Annotated in this window: 17 protein-coding genes; all 17 read left to right on the top strand. The window is 39.3% G+C overall.

What is annotated here, in order from left to right; translation table 11 throughout:
• The first annotated feature begins 18 nt into the window (after positions 1-18).
• The 17 genes from VEHSUH06_RS06595 (at position 19) to VEHSUH06_RS06515 (ending at position 19,404) form a co-directional block, all read left to right on the top strand.
• Positions 19-960, top strand: coding sequence for a manganese-dependent inorganic pyrophosphatase (locus VEHSUH06_RS06595; protein WP_054747599.1), 942 nt, complete (start codon positions 19-21; stop codon positions 958-960).
• A 177-nt stretch (positions 961-1,137) separates the two neighbouring features.
• Positions 1,138-3,327 carry a DNA helicase PcrA gene (pcrA, locus tag VEHSUH06_RS06590; RefSeq protein WP_105098248.1) on the top strand — a complete coding sequence of 730 codons (2,190 nt, stop codon included), beginning with the start codon at positions 1,138-1,140 and terminating at the stop codon, positions 3,325-3,327.
• 81 nt (positions 3,328-3,408) lie between these two features.
• Entirely contained in the window at positions 3,409-5,412 is a 2,004-nt protein-coding gene (gene ligA / locus VEHSUH06_RS06585) for an NAD-dependent DNA ligase LigA (RefSeq protein ID WP_105098247.1), read from the top strand.
• A gap of 75 nt (positions 5,413-5,487) precedes the next feature.
• On the top strand, positions 5,488-5,778 hold the full coding sequence (gatC, locus tag VEHSUH06_RS06580; RefSeq protein WP_105098246.1) for an Asp-tRNA(Asn)/Glu-tRNA(Gln) amidotransferase subunit GatC: 291 nt from the start codon (positions 5,488-5,490) through the stop codon (positions 5,776-5,778).
• Positions 5,779-5,789: 11 nt separating this feature from the next.
• Positions 5,790-7,250, top strand: a complete 1,461-nt coding sequence (gene gatA, locus VEHSUH06_RS06575; RefSeq protein WP_105098245.1) for an Asp-tRNA(Asn)/Glu-tRNA(Gln) amidotransferase subunit GatA — start codon at positions 5,790-5,792, stop codon at positions 7,248-7,250.
• On the top strand, positions 7,247-8,695 hold the full coding sequence (gene gatB, locus VEHSUH06_RS06570) for an Asp-tRNA(Asn)/Glu-tRNA(Gln) amidotransferase subunit GatB (RefSeq protein WP_105098244.1): 1,449 nt from the start codon (positions 7,247-7,249) through the stop codon (positions 8,693-8,695). Before gatA ends, gatB begins: the two co-directional genes overlap by 4 nt.
• A 169-nt stretch (positions 8,696-8,864) precedes the next feature.
• Positions 8,865-9,281: a transcriptional regulator gene (locus tag VEHSUH06_RS06565; RefSeq protein ID WP_105098243.1), complete on the top strand. Its 417-nt coding sequence runs from the start codon at positions 8,865-8,867 to the stop codon at positions 9,279-9,281.
• A 63-nt stretch (positions 9,282-9,344) separates the two neighbouring features.
• Complete coding sequence (locus VEHSUH06_RS06560; RefSeq protein ID WP_105098242.1) at positions 9,345-11,183, top strand: B12-binding domain-containing radical SAM protein; 1,839 nt, start codon at positions 9,345-9,347, stop codon at positions 11,181-11,183.
• A 39-nt stretch (positions 11,184-11,222) separates the two neighbouring features.
• Entirely contained in the window at positions 11,223-12,188 is a 966-nt protein-coding gene (locus VEHSUH06_RS06555) for a TIGR01212 family radical SAM protein (RefSeq protein WP_105098241.1), read from the top strand.
• 8 nt (positions 12,189-12,196) lie between these two features.
• Positions 12,197-13,210 (top strand): PhoH family protein, encoded by a 1,014-nt coding sequence (locus tag VEHSUH06_RS06550; protein ID WP_105098240.1) that lies wholly within the window; start codon positions 12,197-12,199, stop codon positions 13,208-13,210.
• Between the two features lie 2 nt (positions 13,211-13,212).
• Positions 13,213-13,689 (top strand): rRNA maturation RNase YbeY, encoded by a 477-nt coding sequence (gene ybeY / locus VEHSUH06_RS06545; RefSeq protein WP_105098239.1) that lies wholly within the window; start codon positions 13,213-13,215, stop codon positions 13,687-13,689.
• Complete coding sequence (gene era, locus VEHSUH06_RS06540) at positions 13,682-14,581, top strand: GTPase Era (RefSeq protein ID WP_105098238.1); 900 nt, start codon at positions 13,682-13,684, stop codon at positions 14,579-14,581. Before ybeY ends, era begins: the two co-directional genes overlap by 8 nt.
• 53 nt (positions 14,582-14,634) lie before the next feature.
• Entirely contained in the window at positions 14,635-15,966 is a 1,332-nt protein-coding gene (locus VEHSUH06_RS06535) for a hemolysin family protein (RefSeq protein WP_105098237.1), read from the top strand.
• Positions 15,953-16,657 carry a DNA repair protein RecO gene (locus VEHSUH06_RS06530; RefSeq protein WP_105098236.1) on the top strand — a complete coding sequence of 235 codons (705 nt, stop codon included), beginning with the start codon at positions 15,953-15,955 and terminating at the stop codon, positions 16,655-16,657. The genes VEHSUH06_RS06535 and VEHSUH06_RS06530 overlap by 14 nt, the downstream gene beginning before the upstream one ends.
• A 163-nt stretch (positions 16,658-16,820) precedes the next feature.
• Entirely contained in the window at positions 16,821-17,624 is an 804-nt protein-coding gene (locus tag VEHSUH06_RS06525; RefSeq protein ID WP_105098235.1) for a DUF3100 domain-containing protein, read from the top strand.
• Entirely contained in the window at positions 17,617-18,078 is a 462-nt protein-coding gene (locus tag VEHSUH06_RS06520) for a hypothetical protein (protein ID WP_105098234.1), read from the top strand. The genes VEHSUH06_RS06525 and VEHSUH06_RS06520 overlap by 8 nt, the downstream gene beginning before the upstream one ends.
• A 6-nt stretch (positions 18,079-18,084) precedes the next feature.
• On the top strand, positions 18,085-19,404 hold the full coding sequence (locus VEHSUH06_RS06515) for an amidohydrolase (RefSeq protein WP_105098233.1): 1,320 nt from the start codon (positions 18,085-18,087) through the stop codon (positions 19,402-19,404).
• Positions 19,405-19,618: the final 214 nt, after the last annotated feature.

Raw genomic sequence — 19,618 nt, 5'->3', positions numbered from 1 at the left:
AAATAAAAGAGGTATATTATGAGTGACGTAAAAACATATGTAGCAGGTCATAAAAGCCCTGATACAGATTCTATTTGTTCTGCTATTTCCTTTGCAAATTTATTAACACAAATGGGTACACCAGCAACTCCAGTATGTGCCGGTGAAGCAAACAAAGAAACAACATACATTTTGAACCATTTTGGTTTTGAACATCCACAAATCGTTAAGAACTGGGAAGAGTTTGCGCCAGAAGGTGGCAACTTATACCTAACTGACCACAATGAATCTAAGCAAATCATCGATGGTTATAAATCTATGAATATGTGCGGCGTAGTTGATCATCATCGCATTGGTGATTTTGAAACTGATGGTCCTGTATTCATGCGCTTAGAACCAGTAGGTTGCTCCAATACAATTATCACTAAATTGTATATGGAAAATAATCAAGAAATTCCTAAAGCTATTGCAGGCTTGATGTTATCCGCTATCATTTCTGATACTGTATTATTCCGTTCTCCTACATGCACAGAAACAGATAAAGAAATGGCTCACAAATTGGCTGAAATCGCCGGTGTAGATATCGAGTCCTATGGCCTTGATATGTTAAAAGCTGGTGCAGATATTTCTGATTTGACTAATGATGATATCGTTCGTACAGATATGAAAGAATTCTCCGAAGCTGGTAAAACGATTTCTATCGGTCAAATTTCCGTTATGGATACAACAGACGTATTGGCTAAACAAGGTGAATTAGTACAAGCTTTAGAAGCTCTTCGCAGTGCTAATAACTACGATGCATCTTACATCATGATTACAAATATTCTTGATGAAAGTACTACATTGTTATTCAGCGGTGATGTAGAAGCTGTAGTTACAAAAGCATTTGAAAAAGAAGTTAAAGACAATGGTGTATTCTTACCAAACACTATGTCTCGTAAAAAACAAATCGTACCACCAATCCTTGGTGCTATGAAATAGTATACAAAGGAAAAGAACGTTGCTTGCAACGTTCTTCTTCTCTATGTATAGAGTTTACATGACTTTAGTTATATATGTAGCCATAACAAATGTTATTATTTATATATAGCTTTAGCTCATTAAGTTCTATTTGAGTTATTTTTATAACCATTATGTAAGGGCGTTAGGGGTGTTCCGATGAATTCATTATTAACAGGTTTAAATAAAGAGCAACAACAAGCCGTACAACATACGGAAGGCCCTTTGTTGATTTTAGCTGGTGCCGGATCTGGTAAAACAAAGGTTTTAACAGTTCGTATTGCACATTTGTTGGCACAAGGTGTGAATCCTTATGAAATTTTAGCCATTACCTTTACCAATAAAGCGGCTAAAGAGATGAAAAGTCGTGTAGAAGGTTTAGTAGGGGATGTAGCTAATTGTATTTGGCTCAGTACGTTCCATAGTTTCTGTGCTAAGTTTTTACGTTTTGAGTTAGATAATTTCTTGGGGTATAACAGTAACTTTACCATTTATGACACATCTGACTCGCAAGCTGTTATTAAGGCTGCTTTGAAAGCATTAAATTTGGACGATAAATACTATCCCGTTGGTGCTATGATTGCAGCTATTTCAGATGCAAAGAATAAATTACTCTTTGCTTCAGATTTTAGAAAACAAGCGAGAGACTTTTACCAGCAAAAGGTTGCCGACGTTTACGAGTATTACGAACGTGAATTGCGTAAGAATAATGCGTTAGATTTTGATGATCTATTATTGGTAGCCGTAAAATTATTACAATCTAATGAGGCTGTCCTAGATAAATATAGTAAACGTTTCCGTTATGTTATGATCGACGAGTATCAAGATACGAATCATGCACAATATTTATTGGCTAAATTATTGGCTTCACATTGGAAGAACATCGCCGTAGTAGGTGATGCTGACCAAAGTATTTATGCTTGGCGTGGTGCAGATATTCAAAATATCTTGGACTTTGAAAAGGACTATCCGAACTGTACATCTATTAAATTAGAACAGAACTACCGTTCTACAAAAATTATCCTTGATGCAGCTAATGCAGTAATCGAAAATAACGAAGGACGACCTAAGAAAAATCTGTGGACAGACAAGACGGAAGGCGCTAAAATCCAGCATTTTACAGCTCAATCTGAACATGAAGAAGCGGCTTTCATCGGCGATACAATAGCTAAAAAGCACGATATTCACGGTGTTCCTTATGGGGATATGGCCATTTTATATCGTACAAATGCTCAGTCTCGTGTACTTGAAGAGGCACTTATTAAACGTGCTTTGCCATACATAATGGTAGGGGGCACAAAGTTCTACGATCGTAAAGAAATTAAGGACGTATTAGCGTACTTGCGCGTGTTATATAATCCTTTTGATGATTTGAGTCTATTACGTATTATCAATGTCCCTAAACGAAGTATCGGTGCTACTACTGTGGCCAAACTACAGGACTATGCCCGCGCTAATGGAACGTCTTTATTTATGACCTTAACGCAGCTACACTTGGTAGATTCTATTAAGGGGAAGACAAAAGAAAAGTTAGAAGAGTTTGGCATTCTTATTTTCACACTTGTAGCTGAAATGGAAGATAGAACAGTACTAGATATTCTAGAGTCCATTTTAGATAGAACCGGTTATTTAGCTCAGTTGGAAGAAAGTACAGATCCACAAGATCAAGCGCGCGCGGAGAATATCGGTGAGCTTTTATCTGTAGCTAAAGACTTCCAAGATACAAATCCATCTGGTACTGTAGAGGATTTCTTAGAACAAGTGGCCCTTGTTAATGATGTTGATTCCTTCGAGCAAGAAGAGTCTAAGGTAACATTGATGACATTGCATGCTGCTAAAGGTTTAGAATTCCCTATTGTATTCTTAGGAGGCTTGGAGGAAGGCTTATTCCCTCATAGTCGAACCTTAATGAACCCTGAGGAGGTTGAAGAGGAGCGTCGTCTAGCTTACGTAGGTATTACACGGGCAGAGAAGGAATTATATATTTCTAATGCTACGACGCGGACCGTATTTGGTCGTACAAGTAGTTATTTACCATCTCGCTTTATCGATGAAATTCCTGAAGAGTTAGTAGATGGTTTGCGTGCTAAGCGTAAAGTACCTGATGATATTAAGCGTCATGTGCCGCAACATATGAGTGTCACAAGTCGACCAGTTACGAAGCCAATTGTTCGCAATGAAGTGATTGCTGACTGGAAGATTGGCGATACAGCCATTCATAGTAAGTGGGGCAATGGCAAGGTTATCAACGTTGCTGGTGAGGGGGCTGGCATGAAGCTGACTATTGAATTCCCAACCCAAGGTGTACGTGTGGTTATGGCTAAATTTGCACCTGTCAAAAAGGGATAAAACTTGTGTATAGCAGTTAACCTCTCTACCTTGCTTGTAAGAAACGTATAGAGTGTTACTGCACAGTAAAAGGGATGTAATATGAATCCGAAAGATAGAATTAAAGAGTTACAACAAGAGCTTACTCATGCACAGTATTTATACTATGTAAAAGATGCTCCTACGATGAGTGACTTTGAATATGATAAAAAATATCGTGAGCTTGTAGATTTAGAAACAGCTCATCCAGAATATATTGTGCCGTCTTCTCCAACACAACGTGTAGGTATTAAGGTGGAAGGCTCCTTTGAAAAGGTTGTTCATGGACGTCCTATGTTGAGTCTTTCCAATGTATTCAATGCTGATGAAGTTCGAGCATTTGCTAGTCGCGTAGAAAAGGAATTAGGACATAAGCCATCTGCGTATGTAGTAGAGTTAAAAATTGATGGATTGGCTGTCAATTTGCACTATGAAAATGGCATGTTTGTACGTGCCGTAACGCGAGGTGACGGTCGCGTTGGGGAAGATGTAACCGCTAATGTACGTACTATTAAATCTATTCCTTTATACCTAGAGAATGCACCAGAGTTTATCGAGGTTCGCGGTGAAGCGTATATGCCTCATAGCGAATTTAAACGCATAAATGAAGAACGTGATGAAGAGGGGTTACCAACCTTTGTGAATCCTCGTAATGCTGCGGCAGGCTCCTTGCGCCAACAAGATCCTGCCATTACAGCAAGTCGTAACCTAGCCTTCTTTGCCTATGCTATTGGCTCTGAGGAAGGTGCTAGTATTCATAGTCAAGAGGAATTACTTAAAAGCTTAGAAAACTTTAAGTTCTCTGTAAATCCTCACTATCGCGTGTGTCAAACTATTGATGAAGTTATTGAAACTATTAATTATTGGGATGAAAAACGCCATGACTTGCCATATGATACTGACGGTATGGTTATTAAAGTAAATAGCTTTGATGATCAAGAGGCACTTGGCAGTACTGCAAAAGATCCTAAGTGGGCTACTGCCTATAAATATCCTCCAGAAGAGGTAGAAACCATTCTAAGAGATATTACGATTAATGTAGGTCGTACAGGCGTTCTCACTCCTACTGGTGAGCTTGAATCTGTATTCGTGTCTGGTACCAATGTGAGTCGTGTAACATTACACAATCAAGACTTTATCAATGAAAAGGACATCCGCATTGGTGACCATGTCATCATTCACAAGGCAGCAGAAATCATTCCAGAAGTTATTCGCGTAGTTCCTGAAAAACGTACTGGTTCTGAAGTGCCTTTCACAATTCCTAACACATGTCCAGTATGCGAATCTCCTACAGTTCGTCGCGAAGGAGAAGCGGCTGTACGTTGCACGAATAAACACTGTCCTGCTATTGAGAAAGAGCAAATCATTCACTTTGCCTCTCGAGATGCTATGAATATCGACGGTTTAGGCCCTAGCATTGTAGAAAACTTAATCAATAATAAGTTGATTGCTAATGTGGTGGATTTATATCATTTAACGATAGATCAACTAGTTACGATGGACCGAATGGGCAAGAAATCGGCAGAAAACTTAGTAAAAGCTATCGGAGATTCTAAATCCCGTGGTTTGGACCGCGTATTATATGGTCTTGGTATTCGTCTAATTGGTTCTAAAGCAGCTGCAACAATTGCTAATGTTGTGAAATCTATGGAACGGTTCATGACTATTACTAAGGAAGAACTTGTTGCGGTGGAAGAGATTGGTCCCACAATGGCAGATAGTATCGTAGAATATCGTCAAGATCCCGCTCATGTTGCTATTATTGAAGGGTTAACACAAGCCGGCCTTAAGATGACTGTAGATGTTGTAGAAGCTGCAGGCAATCAAATGGACGGGGAAATCGTTGTTCTCACAGGTAAGCTTGAGATTATGGGCCGCAGTGAAGCCGGTAAAATTCTTGAAGCTCATGGGGCAAAGGTTACAGGCTCTGTGTCAAAGAAAACTACACTTGTTGTAGCCGGTGAAGATAGCGGTAGTAAGCTTACTAAAGCCAATGAATTGGGCATTCGCGTCATGAACGAAGAAGAGTTTGTAGAGCTTTTACGCAATCTCGGAGAAATCCAATAGATATACATTCTTATAATGTTTTGAAAATATATATTATTTGCTTTATAATAAATAATTATGAAAGGATGTGTTCCGATGAAAATCAGCCAAGAGGAAATAAAAAAAATCGCCTTGCTTTCACGCTTGGAAGTTAAGGAAGAACATATGGCACATGTAGAGAAAGAGTTGTCCGATATCTTGTCTTATGTTGCTGAATTAGATGCATTAGAGCTTGATGGTGTTGAGCCTATGGCCCATGCGGTACCATTACATAATGTACTTAGAGAGGATGAAACAAAACCATCTCTCGATCATGATTTAGCTTTATCTAATGCTCCAGAAGCAGAGGATGGGTACTTTAAAGTACCTCGCGTTGTACAAGAATAGGAGGTTTCGCTGTGGCAACAATTCATGAATTACACAAGAAACTAGTGAATAAAGAAATCAGCGCCGTTGAATTGACGAATGCTATCATTGCACATAAAGCGAAAGTGGAACCGACTGTACATGCGTACTTATCCGATTCTCATGACCGCGCTTTAGCTACAGCTAAAACTGTAGACGAATTAATTGCTAAAGGCGAAGCTATTTCTCCATTAGCAGGTATTCCTGGTGCCATCAAAGATAATATTTGCATTAAAGACGAGCCTGCAACATGCGCGTCTAAAATGTTAGAAAACTTTGTTCCTCCATATAATGCGACTGTTATCGAACGTTTACAAGATAATCATTATATTAGCCTTGGTAAACTTAACATGGACGAATTTGCTATGGGTGGCTCTACAGAGAATTCTGCATTAGCAAAAACAACTAACCCTTGGAACACTGATTGTGTACCAGGTGGTTCCTCTGGCGGTAGTGCTGCTGCTGTAGCAAGTAGTACTGCTATTTGGGCTCTTGGCTCTGATACAGGCGGTTCCATCCGTCAACCAGCGTCCTTCTGTGGCGTTGTAGGTTTGAAACCAACTTACGGTAATGTATCTCGTTATGGCCTTATCGCCTTTGCATCCTCTTTGGATCAAGTTGGCCCTATTACACGGGACGTAACTGATGCTGCTTTAGTATTGAATGCAATCTCTGGTTATGATGCGAAAGATTCTACATCTATTCCAGGTGCTCGTGTAGATTACACTACAGCGCTTGTAAATGATGTAAAAAATCTTAAAATTGGCGTGCCAAAAGAATTCTTCGGTGAAGGTCTCAATAGCGAAGTTCGCAAAGCTATGGAAGAGGCTATCGAAACATATAAAAAATTAGGTGCTGAAATTGTAGAGGTTTCCTTGCCTAACTCTAAATATGCATTATCTGCGTACTACATCATCGCATTGGCAGAGGCAAGCTCTAACTTGGCTCGTTATGACGGTGTAAGCTATGGTATGCGCGTTGCTGCTGACAATTTAGTAGAAATGTCTACTAAAACTCGTACAGAAGGTTTTGGTCCTGAAGTACAACGCCGTATCTTGTTAGGTACCTATGTATTGAGTGCTGGTTACTATGATGCTTACTACTTGAAAGCATTGAAAGTACGCCGCCTCATTAAAAATGAATTTGATGAAGCTTTCTCCAAAGTGGATTTAATCTTAACACCAACTGCACCTAATACGTCGTATAAATTTGGTGAAAAAGCAAATGATCCATTAGCAATGTACTTAGAAGATATTTGTACAGTACCAGCTAACCTTGCAGGTATCCCAGGTATCAGCATTCCAGCAGGTATGAGCAGTAGCAATTTGCCAATCGGTATGCAATTGCTTGGTCCTGCCATGGGTGAAGAAACATTGTTACGTGCGGCTTTCACATTTGAACAAGCGCGTCCAGACTGTCAATTAGTAGCACCAACTGGGGAGGTTTCTCTATGAGTAGTAAATACGAAACAGTCGTTGGTTTAGAGGTTCATACAGAGCTTAAGACGAAGTCTAAAATCTTCTGTGGTTGTACCACTGAATTCGGCGGCGATCAAAATACACATGTATGCCCAGTCTGCCTTGGCTTGCCTGGTGCGATGCCTGTGTTAAATAAACAAGTAGTAGAATTTGCTATTAAAGTAGGTTTAGCATTGAACTGCGAAATTCTTAACTTTAACAAATTTGACCGTAAAAACTACTACTATCCTGATTTACCTAAAAACTATCAAACATCTCAATACGATTTGCCAATTTGCTTGAATGGTCACTTAGACATCGAAGTAAATGGTGAAACTAAACGCATTGGTATTACGCGTATTCATATGGAAGAAGATGCAGGTAAACTCGTTCATAGTGGCAACACTATTTCCGATTCCAAATCTTCTAATGTTGACTACAACCGTACTGGTGTACCTCTTCTTGAAATCGTATCTGAACCAGATATTCGTTCCGGTGCAGAGGCGAGAGCATACGTTGAAAAGTTACGTTCTATTTTGCAATATTTAGAAGTATCTGACGGTCGTATGGAAGAAGGTTCTTTGCGTTGTGACTGTAACGTATCCGTACGCCTTCGTGGTACTACAGAGTTCGGTACACGTACAGAAACAAAAAACGTTAACTCCTTAACTGGTATCCAAAAAGCTATCGAGTACGAAGCATTGCGTCAAGCAAAATTAATCGAAGCTGGTGGTAAAGTAGACCAAGAAACTCGTACATGGGATGATGCTCAAGGCATTACTCTTGGTATGCGTAAAAAAGACGCAGAAAATGATTACCGCTACTTCCCAGAACCAGATTTGGTACCAATCGTAATTACAGACGAAAAAATTGAAGAAGAACGCCGTGCATTACCAGAATTACAAGATGCTAAAATTGCACGCTTTGTATCTGAATACGGCTTGCCTCGTGAAGATGCAACGATCCTTACAGTAGCTCGTAAGACTGCAGACTTCTTAGATGCAACTGTAAAAGCTGGTGCAGATCCTAAAACTGTTGCTAACTGGATGCTTGGTGACTTGTCCAAGATGATCAATGAAAATGGCTTAACATTTGCTGAATCTAAAGTAAGCCCTGAAAACTTAGCTGGTATGATTGCCCTTATCGATAAAGGCACTATCTCCGGTAAAATTGCGAAAAAAGTTATTGTATCCATGTGGGAATCCGGCAAGGATGCAGATACTATCGTAAAAGAAGAAGGGCTTGTTCAAATCACAGATACAGGCGCTATTGAAGAAATCGTTAAGCAAGTTATCGCTAACAATCCACAACCAGTAGAAGACTTCAAGAGTGGTAATGGCAAGGCTATTGGCTTCTTAGTTGGTCAAGTTATGAAGGAATCTAAAGGCCGTGCTAACCCTGGTATGGTTAATGAATTACTTCAAAAATTCTTGAATGACTAATCTGTGCGTTAGCATACATTAGCTATAAACAATACCAATACAATACATCCCCTATAGATATATGAATTTATATCTATAGGGGATATTTATTTGTATTTTTTTAGTTAAAATATGATATAATAGGTTGTATAAAATTAATTATTATTTTGGTCATATAGAGGAATTAACTATGTCTGATCAACAGAATATACATAACAATCAAAATACATATAGAAGTAATGAACGTAGCGATAGCTTTGGTAGTAATGCTCGTTCTGCAGAGCCTAACACACGAGTACTATCTGATGATGAACGCCGTGACTTTGATGGTGTAACCATCGAAGAGGTAGGTGATTCTGTACACGTTGATTCAACGCCAACTTATATGGATGAAGAGCGTCAGCGTTACGAACAGTATAATCAATATGGACCGCAAGTTAAGGTGTATAGCTTTAATAGTACAAGCTGGCTTAGTCGCATCATTTTGATTATCGTTTTAGCCGTTATTTTGGCGGCAGTAGTTTTCTTTGGCGGCATTATCCTATCCGTAGTAGGTGTTGTCATTTTAGTGGGTGCTATTGTTTCCTTTATCTTTGGCCTCTTTTAATGGTATAATACATATATTATGACTAGACGGTGGCTGAGCCATTCGATGATGTAAAGGGGACATATGAACGTAGTTTTATCCACATTAAACTCAAAATTTATACATTCCTCCCTGGCTTTGCGTTATCTCAAAGCCTATGGGCAGGCTCACGGACAGGCATACGATATAGTAGAATATACTATTAATATGCCTGTTTTACATATTCTTAGCGATATTACAGAGCGCAATATAGATGTATTGGGCTTTGCTTGCTATATCTGGAATATTGAAATGACCTTACATGTGGTGGACATGGTGAAAGCTGTTCGACCAGATATTAAAATTATCTTAGGCGGTCCAGAGGTTTCCTTTACTGCCGATGAAATTCTAAATCGTTGCCATGCTGTAGATTATGTTGTACAAGGTGAAGGGGAAGAAGCCTTTTATCAACTTATTAGGGCCTTAAAAAATGAAAAAGATGGCCTTACAGAGGAAATTGCTGGCGTTCGTGGCCGTCATATATCTGGCCAACTCATGGGCTCTACTGAGACCGTAGAGGTTAAGGATCTCAGTACTATACCATTCCCATATGTGGAAGAGGATATGGTCGATTTAGAACATAAAATCATCTACTATGAATCCTCTCGAGGATGTCCATTCTCCTGTCAGTATTGTTTATCTGGCAACAAGAATACAGTTCGATTCTTTCCACAAGAAAGAACATTAAAAGAGTTACAATGGTTTATGGACCACAATGTAAAGCAAGTTAAATTTGTAGATCGAACTTTTAACTGTGCACCACATCATCATCGTCCATTGATGGAATTTATGCGAGATGCTGATACAGAGACTAACTTCCATTTAGAAATGGAACCTGAGCTCATGACGGAATGGGAAACAAATATTCTCTGTGAAACACCTCCAGGGCGTATTCAAATCGAAGTGGGCGTACAAAGTACACATAAGAAAACTTTAGATGCCATCAATCGATATAACGATTGGCCGTACATTCAAAAGGCAATTCGTCCAATTATTGAGGCGGGACGCACACATGTTCATATGGATTTAATTGTAGGCTTACCTTACGAAAATAAAGCGCGATTTGGATTATCCTTTAACGATTTATTTAGCTTACAACCTCATGCGCTACAAATAGGTTTCTTGAAACTATTAAAAGGATCTGGTGTGCGCCGCATGGAGGAATACCAATATATTAGTGATCCTTTAGCGCCATATGAGGTATTAACCACTCATGTATTACCGTATAAAGATATACGCTTCCTAAAGTACTTTGAAGATGTATTTGAACGCTTCTATAATAGTGAGCGTTTTAGAACTGTCTTTGGCTATATTGGTAGCAAGCTTATAAAGGAACATACTGATACATCCATAACTGGCGAAGATACAGCAACAAATCATGTACCACCTATGAAAAAGTATAATCCTTCTAAAGTAGAACCTAAAAAAGATGCCTTTTCTTATTTCTGTGAAATGACACAGGCTTGGCTTGACGCTAGTCATCACAAGGTTAATTTAAAAGATATCGACCAGATCGAGTTCTTATATAATTTCTTCTTGTCTAAGGGCGATACTGTTGCGGCTGAATTACTACAGTATGATACACTTGTTAGCTATCGTGGTAAGGTTCGGAGCGAAGCCGTTGGTTTGCCGAAACAGACAAAAGAACTTTTACAAGAAGGAGAAGCATTCTGGCGCAACGAAGAAATTGCATCTCAGTATATTCCAAACTATACATTTAAAGAATGGCGTAAGATTCGCCAACAATATGTGGAAATGCCAATGTCTGAGGACACGGCACATGTATTAGGCATAGAAAATGTACCTAATACACCATTTACAGTAGTTATCGATGTTAATAAAGAGGTAAAACCCTTTATACGTCCTGAAATAGAGGCTTGTTAAATATTACAAGCGATGATTGGTTAGTTAAATAGGAGTGTTATGACCGATACAACGAGACCAAAACGATACCGTATGGTATCTAAATATTATAAAAAAACCTATGGGGAAAAGGTTTATAAACTGCCTGTTGCGTTGCCCCTGACTTGTCCTAATCGGGACGGTTCGGCTGGCATAGGGGGCTGCACCTTCTGCGGAGAAATTGGTGCCGGTTATGAAAATCGTCCTGCGTGGATGACAGTGCGTATGCAATTAGAGGAAAATATTGCCCACATAGGTCCCAAATATAAGGCGAAAAAATTTATACCTTATTATCAAAACTTCAGTAATACTTACTTGAGTCTTGATGATTTTAAAAGTTATATGGAGCAAGGTTGTATCGACGAAGCTGTAGGTATCGCCATTGCAACGAGACCAGATTGTATTGCCGATGAATACCTAGAAATCTTGGCGGATATTCGTGATCGTTTTCAAAAAGATATTTATATTGAATTAGGCCTACAAACGGTTAATTATGATACGTTAGAGAAAATTAATCGCGGTCATGATTTAGCACAGTTTATTGATGCCGTACTGCGTATCAAACGATACGGATTTAACGTTACCACACATATGATTGTTAATCTTCCATGGGATACCATGAAAGATACCATCGAAGGGGCCCGTATCTTATCAGCTCTTGGTGTTGATCAAGTTAAATTACATGCCTTATATATTGTTAAAAATACATTGATGGCCAAGTGGTACCAAGAAGGTCAGTTCACCTTAATCAGCGCAGAAGAATATGCTGACCGGGTAGTCAACTTTGTCCGTCATTTACACCCTGATATTGTTTTGCAGCGTCTTGTGGGGCGCGCACCTGAAGATAATACGCTCTTTACAAATTGGTCTATGGGGTGGTGGCGTGTACAAGATTTAATTGATGATAAGTTAGACGAACTAGATGCACATCAAGGTGATCTTTGCGATTACCTAAATGGTAAAGCAGTTCGTAAGTTTATAGATTAGGAGGTTGTATGAGCGAACAAGTATTTACATTTCCTACATATGACCTAGCACAATCAATACTAGGTCAACATAATCGTTATTTACATATGATGCTTGAGGTCATCTCTGCTGATGTAGTGGCTCGGGGAGATACGGTAGTCATTAAGGGTGATGAGGACCAAGTTAATGCCCTCTATCGTACTCTTGAAGAATTAGTATTCCTCTACCGCGAGGGCAGTACTATTACAGAGTCTCAAGTGCGCATTGCCGCAAAACTCGTAGCTAATGGTAAAGCCGATGCGGTACATAATATGTTCGAAGATACGCTATCCGTTAATATGCGGGGTAAAAATATTACGCCTAAAACGGAAGGTCAGAAGTACTATGTAGATAGCATTCGTAAAAATACCATAACCTTTGGTATCGGTCCTGCAGGTACTGGTAAAACCTTCTTAGCAGTAGCATTGGCAGCTTTCTATTTGAAGAACAGAAATGTAGATAAAATTATTTTGACTCGTCCTGCTGTAGAGGCTGGGGAACGCTTAGGTTTTTTACCTGGTGAATTACAAGATAAGGTAGATCCATATTTAAGACCTCTTTATGATGCGTTACATGAAATGTTTGGCATCGAGCAAGTACAACGCTTTATGGAGCGCGGTACTATCGAGGTAGCACCACTAGCGTATATGCGTGGTCGTACCTTAGAAAATGCTTTTGTCATTCTCGATGAGGCGCAAAATACGACAGCTGAACAGATGAAAATGTTTTTAACTCGCTTAGGTAACAACTCTAAAATGGTCGTAAATGGCGATAAAACGCAAATTGACTTGCCGCCACGAGTTGTATCAGGTCTTGGTGAGGCTGAAAAGGTATTGCGTCATGTATCGGGCATTAATATGGTTTACTTTAGCGATCAAGACGTGGTGCGTCATGATTTAGTAGGCCGCATTGTAAAAGCATACGATGCGTATCATGAGCGTAAATTAGCAGGTGATACTAAAACAACAACTGATGCATCTGCAGAGAATGTAGCGAAAGGGTAAGTATGTACATACATATTAGCTATGATGAAGGAATTCAAGAGGATTCTAATATAGAGGCCATTATCCGTAAAGTTTGTGACGAAGTGAGTCGCGTATATGGCCTAGAAGAAGATGAAATGAGTATTTTACTCTGTAATAATGCAAAGATTCACGAGCTTAATAAAGCATATCGCGGTATCGATAGACCTACAGATGTATTGTCCTTTGCACTCAATGAAGGGGACGATTACGAAGGTAGTGAAGAGGAACATCATTTACTAGGTGATATGATTATTTCCTTGGAACGCACTCGTGAACAGGCTATTGAATATGGACATAGTTTTGAACGTGAATTAGCGTACTTAACGACTCATAGTTGTTTACATATTTTAGGCTATGACCATATGAATGACGAAGATAAAAAAGAGATGCGTACAGAGGAAGAATTTATCCTTGGCAATCTCGGTTATGTGCGGGAGGATGCACCATATAATGAATAACAACGAACATTTTAAATCTGGCTTTGTAGCCGTTGTAGGTCGACCAAATGTTGGTAAATCTACCTTAATTAATGCTCTTATTGGTGATAAAATCGCTATCGTATCCGATAAGGCTCAAACAACTCGTAACCGTATCATCTGCGTATATACAGATGAAAGAAAACAAATCGTATTCATGGATACACCTGGTGTGCATAAACCAAAACATAAGCTTGGTGAATTCATGGTAGATGCTGCTATCGAGTCCTTAAAAGAAACAGAAGCCGTTTTATTTGTAGTAGCAGGCAATGAAAAACGCGGTCCTGGGGACAACTTTATTATTGAACAATTACAACGCGTAAAGGTTCCTGTATTCTTGGTAGTTAATAAGATCGATACTCTTAAAAAAGAAGAGCTTTTAGAAGCCATCGTGTCTTATCAAAATGCATATCCTTTTGCAGGGGTCATTCCTATTTCTGCAAAAGATAAAGAAAACTTACCTGAGATTCTTAAGGTACTAGAAGAAACCTTGCCTGAAGGTCCACAATACTTCCCAGAGGACATGATTACTGACCAACCAGAACGCCTTATTATTTCTGACATCGTTCGAGAAAAAATCTTGTTAGCTACTCGTGATGAAATTCCTCATGCTATCGCTGTAGACGTAGATGAAATGAAAACACGCGATGATGGTACGACTTATATTCGGGCTACCATTTATTGCGAACGAGACTCTCAAAAGGGTATCATTATTGGTAAAAAAGGTGCTCTATTGAAACAACTAGGTGCTGAGGCGCGTGCAGATATTCAAAAGCTATTAGCTACAAAGGTATACTTAGATCTTTGGGTTAAAGTTAAAAAGGATTGGCGCAATAAATCTGGTATGTTATCCGAACTGGGGTATCGTAAATAATTTGATATAATATAGAAATAAGGTATTTCCATAGTTAGATGAAAGGAATAGTAATGGATAGTGTAGATGGCCTGTTACCCATAGGGTTTGGTCTTTTATGTATTTTTTTAATCAACTTTTTTGTGGTCGCAAAGTTCTCCTTTGCCCGTCTTCGTAAAGAACATGTAGAGGATATGGATATTCTCTTAGAAAAGGATAGAGAGTTTTTATTAAAGCTATATCAAAACCCTGAGTATTTCTTGAATACTACACAGTTTTTGATTCTATTCTTTATCTTAGCCCTTGCTGGCACTGGTACATTTGTATTCGATAATATCGTGGATCAGCTAGCTGCTGTTCTTAATGTACATAGCAAGTGGATGCATCTTGTACTAGATATCGTATTATTGCTATTAATTAGCTTAATCGTTTTAATCTTTGGTGAAATCGTACCTAAAGCTTTGGGCTTATCGTTCCCAACAAAGTACGTAAACACCTATAGCCGTATCGTAGTAGCAGCAGGTAAATTAGTATATCCATTTATTTGGATTGCTAGTAAGATCTCCAATGTTATTTTAGGCTTTTACAAAACAAAATATTTAACAGAGCTAGACCTTGTGTACTCTGAGGAAGAAATTCGAATGATGATTTCTCGAAGTCACGAGGAAGGCCAGTTAGACCAAGTAGAGTCTGAGTTAATCGATAATGTTTTTAACTTCGTTGATCGCATGGCGAAAGAGGTTATGGTGCCTCGTCAAGACGTAGACTGCGTATTCGTTGAGGACGGTTACGATGAAGCGATGAAGGTTATTCGCTCTAAAGTACATACACGTTATCCACTCTGCGTAGAGGATAAGGATCATATCATCGGTCTCGTTCACATTAAAGATTTAATGGAACGTCCTAACCAAGCACGTAAAGATTTGCGCAATATTAAACGAGATATCCTTACTGTGCCAGAAGTAATGAAATTATCTACCTTGTTGCAATATATGAGAACGCGCCGTATTTATCTAGCTGTTGTAGTAGATGAATATGGTGGCATGGTTGGTCTCGTAGGCTTAGAAGATATTATCGAAGAATTAGTTGGGGATATTCAAGACGAGCATGAGCCGCATTTACCGGCTACCATGTCCTATGCAGATGGTTCCTTCGAATTTGATGGGAAGGTCCTCGTAGACGAAGTAGCAGAGATTATGGATATTGAAATAGATAATTCCGACTCTGATACGATCGGGGGCTATGTATTTGGATTGTTACAACGTACACCAATCGTTGGTGATACGGTGGATGCTCATGGTTATACCTTTGAAGTTACACAAATGCAAGGCTATCGTATTTCTCGCATTAAAGTAACACCTATACCAGTAGAGGAATCAACGGAAGAAGAAAATGAAGAAGCTTAATGGTGGCTTCAATACACCGGCCATCGTAATCAGTCGAAAAAAGTATAAGTTATACTCCGTATTTACGTTTATTACCCCTAGTTTGGGGATTATTAGAGCATCAATACCACATAAGCGAATGATGACCATGCGCAACAGTTCATATCTACGTCCTTTTAGCGCTATGTATATTACAGTCGTACCTGATGGAGAATATGTAAATGTTACGCAAATCGATGGTTCCTATGTGGTGGAATCGTTAGACGTAAATCTCGATAACATCGCTTATGCTGCCGTAGCGAGCGAGCTTATTCAAGAGCTATTTGCTATGTATGATGTAGACCGTAAGGTCTTTGATACCGTTGTTAATTACTCCAAGCAAATTCGCCGCCGCAATGTACAATTGGGAACGATCATGCTTGGGTGGCAACTATTATCTCTTGCCGGTATTGTGCCAAGTGCTAATGCTTTTACTCATCAAGATGGTATCGATCCATTCTGGTTGCAGGTACGAGAAACGACGAATCTTAGTATTTCTCCTTCTGTAAAAGCTGGATTACCGCAAATTCTTGGTTACCAGTGGGGAGAAGATATGCCTATAGAACTTCCTAAAACAATATGGAAGGAACTAGAAAAACTACTATTTGCATACTGTGAGCAAGAAATAGGTAAACCATTACAAAGCGTAAAGTTTTTGAACTCTATAATTTAAGTTAAATAGCACCAATCATAGTATTGGTGCTTTTTCTGTATCTATGGTCACATATGAAAAAATATAATAGTAATAGACAAATGTACATTTACAGTTGACTATATAAATAAATATTATTTATAATGAAATAATATTTATATTATATGTTTTATGGGAGGTCATTATGCAGCTTTTGGGTAATCTCAAAATCCACTTTTTAGCGCTCGTATTAACCGTAGCCGCTGAATATGTGGGCATCAAGAAACTAGGTCCTGTTGTACTTTTACCATTATTGTACACATTGATTCTAGGTTTATTAATTTCGATTCCTAAGTTCAAGATTCTTACGATTGAACAAATGGAAAAATCCGCTGATTATATCGGTATTGCCGTTATGATCTTGATGGTAAAAGTAGGACTTGGTATCGGTCCAAATCTTGGTATTCTAACAAGTGCTGGTTGGGCATTATTATTACAAGAACTTGGCCACTTCTTCGGCACTATCATCTTCGGTTTACCGGTGGCTTTATTAGTTGGCATGCGCCGTGAAGCAGTAGGTGCTTGTTACTCTGTAGACCGCGAGCCAAACGTAGCGATTATCATCGATAAATTCGGTTTTAGCTCTCCAGAGGGCCGTGGCGTTATGGGTATGTACATCTGTGGCGTTTTAATTGGTGCTATGTGGTCCTCCGTATTAGCAGGTATGTTAGCTCAATCTGGTTGGTTCCATCCGTTAGCACTTGCCATGGGCGCTGGCGTAGGTAGTGCTAGTATGATGGCAGCTGCTACAGCGCCTATCGTTGCGGTATACCCTGAGTTTGAACAACAAATTATGGCTCTTGCAGGGGCTGCAAACTTGTTGACTACAGTATTAGGCGTATACTTCGGCCTATTTATTTCCTTACCGGTAATGGAAAAAGCTTACAACTTCTTCACTGGTCGTACCCGTGAACAAGATTTAGCAGAGGAGGCAGCAAATCATGAGTAAAAGCGAAAAAATTACACAATTTGTCATCGTTATTTGTATTGCTGCTATCATTACTGCAGTAGGTAATGTAATGGACGGTAAACATCTATTTGGGGACAGCTTAATCGGCGTTGCCGTATTAGCATGTCTTGCTACTATTGGTGCTTTGATCTCTTACTTGCCATATGCAAATAAATTGCCTATGGTATTCTGGGTTTCCTTAGTCGGTGTTGTCGCATCCTTACCAGGTATGCCTGGCCAAGAATGGATTATCGCTAAAACTAGCCAAGTAACATTCCTTGCTACTACAACACCTGTACTTGCTTATGCAGGTCTATCCTTAGGTAAAGACCTTGGTGCCTTCCGTCGATTATCTTGGCGAATTATCCCAGTTGCACTAGCTGTAACTGCAGGTACTTTCATCTGTGCCACAGCATTAGCACAATTAGTACTTCACTTAGAAGGTTTAATTTAGGAGCTGATGAGCCGTATGACAAAGGAAGAAGTAAAACAAAGGGTTTGTGAGGCTATCGTTGCGGCACAACCACGTTTACGCGAAATAGCTGAGTCTATTATGGCTGAGCCTGAACTCGGTTACAAAGAGATAAAGACCTCTAAGAAAGTACGGGATATGTTTGATGAGCTCGGCATTCCCTATACTACTGAACACGCTCTTACTGGCGTAAAAGGTCGTATGAAAGGCCGTGATAGCAAATATACAGTTGCTATGATCGGTGAACTAGATGCCATTCTTTGTCCGCGCCATCCTCGTGCTGATGATTTAACGGGTGCAGCACATTGCTGTGGTCACAATATTCAAATTACGAATATGTTTGCTGTAGCTATGGGCTTGCAATCAGTTATGGATGAACTTGCTGGCGATGTAGTTTTATTTGCTGTTCCAGCCGAAGAAATGATTGAAGTTGATTACCGCAATAAATTGCGTGAACAAGGCAAGATTAAATACATGGGCGGTAAACAACAACTCATTTACGAAGGTGCTTTTGACGATATCGACATGGCTATGCAAATGCATGTAGAAACTGCTAAAACTCCGGCAGGGGAAATGGGGTTAGGTAGTACATCAAATGGTTTTGTAGCTAAATTGATTGAATACCATGGTAAAGTAGCTCATGCAGCGGCGGCGCCTCACGAAGGTATCAATGCTCTTAATGCTGCCTTGATGGGCGTAATGGGGGTTAACTCCATTCGTGAAACTTTCAAAGAAAGCGACTATTTTAGATTCCATCCGATTATCAACCAAGGTGGTACATTGGTTAACTGTGTGCCTGATTATGTTCAAGTTGAAAGTTACGTTCGCGCCTCTAATATCGATGCTATCGTGAATGGCAATCATCGTGTTAACCGCGCCTTAAAAGCTGGTGGCGATGCAGTTGGGGCCACTTGTGTAATTAAGGATTTGCCAGGTTACTTACCGATGAGAAACGATGCTCGTATGAATGAAATGTTACGCCAAAACTCTAATCCATTATTTGGTGAAGAAAATGTATTCCAAGGCGATCACATGACTGCTAGTACAGATATGGGCGACGTATCTCACTTGATGCCGGTTATCCATCCTTGGGTTGGCTGTATTAATGGTGTACTGCACAGCGCAGAATACGAAATCTCTGTACCTGATGTAGCATACATCAAAACAGCACAAGCATTGGCTATGACTATCGTAGACTTATTATACGATGATGCAGCAGGTGCTAAAGACGTATTAGACAACTTTACACCAGCATTAAATAAACAAAGCTATATTGAACTCTTAGACCGTATTGCTAAGGGTGAATAAAATAAACCACCTATCGAAGATACATTTATTATCTTTGGTAGGTGGTTTTATAGTTTAAACTCTCTATTGACTTTCTAAAAATAAACAAAATATGGGTTATAGGACAAAACGTGTTGGTTTTATAGGGGATGGAGCCAGTAAATTACTGCTTCCATCGCCATTTTAAGTTCTTTTGATAAACTTAGAGGGTGGACAAAATGTGTTGGTAAAAAGT

It is taken from the genome of Veillonella sp. S13053-19, from assembly GCF_002959835.1.
Classification (GTDB): domain Bacteria; phylum Bacillota; class Negativicutes; order Veillonellales; family Veillonellaceae; genus Veillonella; species Veillonella rogosae.
The sequence above is the reverse complement of the archived record's forward strand: the minus strand, read 5'-3'. Positions and strand labels throughout refer to the sequence as shown.

What these genes read in the sequence shown, in the direction of transcription:
- VEHSUH06_RS06595 (WP_054747599.1), top strand. Translation starts at nt 19, where the DNA reads ATGAGTGACGTAAAAACATATGTAGCAGGTCATAAAAGCCCTGATACA.
- pcrA (WP_105098248.1), top strand. Translation starts at nt 1,138, where the DNA reads ATGAATTCATTATTAACAGGTTTAAATAAAGAGCAACAACAAGCCGTA.
- ligA (WP_105098247.1), top strand. Translation starts at nt 3,409, where the DNA reads ATGAATCCGAAAGATAGAATTAAAGAGTTACAACAAGAGCTTACTCAT.
- gatC (WP_105098246.1), top strand. Translation starts at nt 5,488, where the DNA reads ATGAAAATCAGCCAAGAGGAAATAAAAAAAATCGCCTTGCTTTCACGC.
- gatB (WP_105098244.1), top strand. Translation starts at nt 7,247, where the DNA reads ATGAGTAGTAAATACGAAACAGTCGTTGGTTTAGAGGTTCATACAGAG.
- VEHSUH06_RS06565 (WP_105098243.1), top strand. Translation starts at nt 8,865, where the DNA reads ATGTCTGATCAACAGAATATACATAACAATCAAAATACATATAGAAGT.
- VEHSUH06_RS06560 (WP_105098242.1), top strand. Translation starts at nt 9,345, where the DNA reads ATGAACGTAGTTTTATCCACATTAAACTCAAAATTTATACATTCCTCC.
- VEHSUH06_RS06555 (WP_105098241.1), top strand. Translation starts at nt 11,223, where the DNA reads ATGACCGATACAACGAGACCAAAACGATACCGTATGGTATCTAAATAT.
- VEHSUH06_RS06550 (WP_105098240.1), top strand. Translation starts at nt 12,197, where the DNA reads ATGAGCGAACAAGTATTTACATTTCCTACATATGACCTAGCACAATCA.
- ybeY (WP_105098239.1), top strand. Translation starts at nt 13,213, where the DNA reads ATGTACATACATATTAGCTATGATGAAGGAATTCAAGAGGATTCTAAT.
- era (WP_105098238.1), top strand. Translation starts at nt 13,682, where the DNA reads ATGAATAACAACGAACATTTTAAATCTGGCTTTGTAGCCGTTGTAGGT.
- VEHSUH06_RS06535 (WP_105098237.1), top strand. Translation starts at nt 14,635, where the DNA reads ATGGATAGTGTAGATGGCCTGTTACCCATAGGGTTTGGTCTTTTATGT.
- VEHSUH06_RS06530 (WP_105098236.1), top strand. Translation starts at nt 15,953, where the DNA reads ATGAAGAAGCTTAATGGTGGCTTCAATACACCGGCCATCGTAATCAGT.
- VEHSUH06_RS06525 (WP_105098235.1), top strand. Translation starts at nt 16,821, where the DNA reads ATGCAGCTTTTGGGTAATCTCAAAATCCACTTTTTAGCGCTCGTATTA.
- VEHSUH06_RS06520 (WP_105098234.1), top strand. Translation starts at nt 17,617, where the DNA reads ATGAGTAAAAGCGAAAAAATTACACAATTTGTCATCGTTATTTGTATT.
- VEHSUH06_RS06515 (WP_105098233.1), top strand. Translation starts at nt 18,085, where the DNA reads ATGAGCCGTATGACAAAGGAAGAAGTAAAACAAAGGGTTTGTGAGGCT.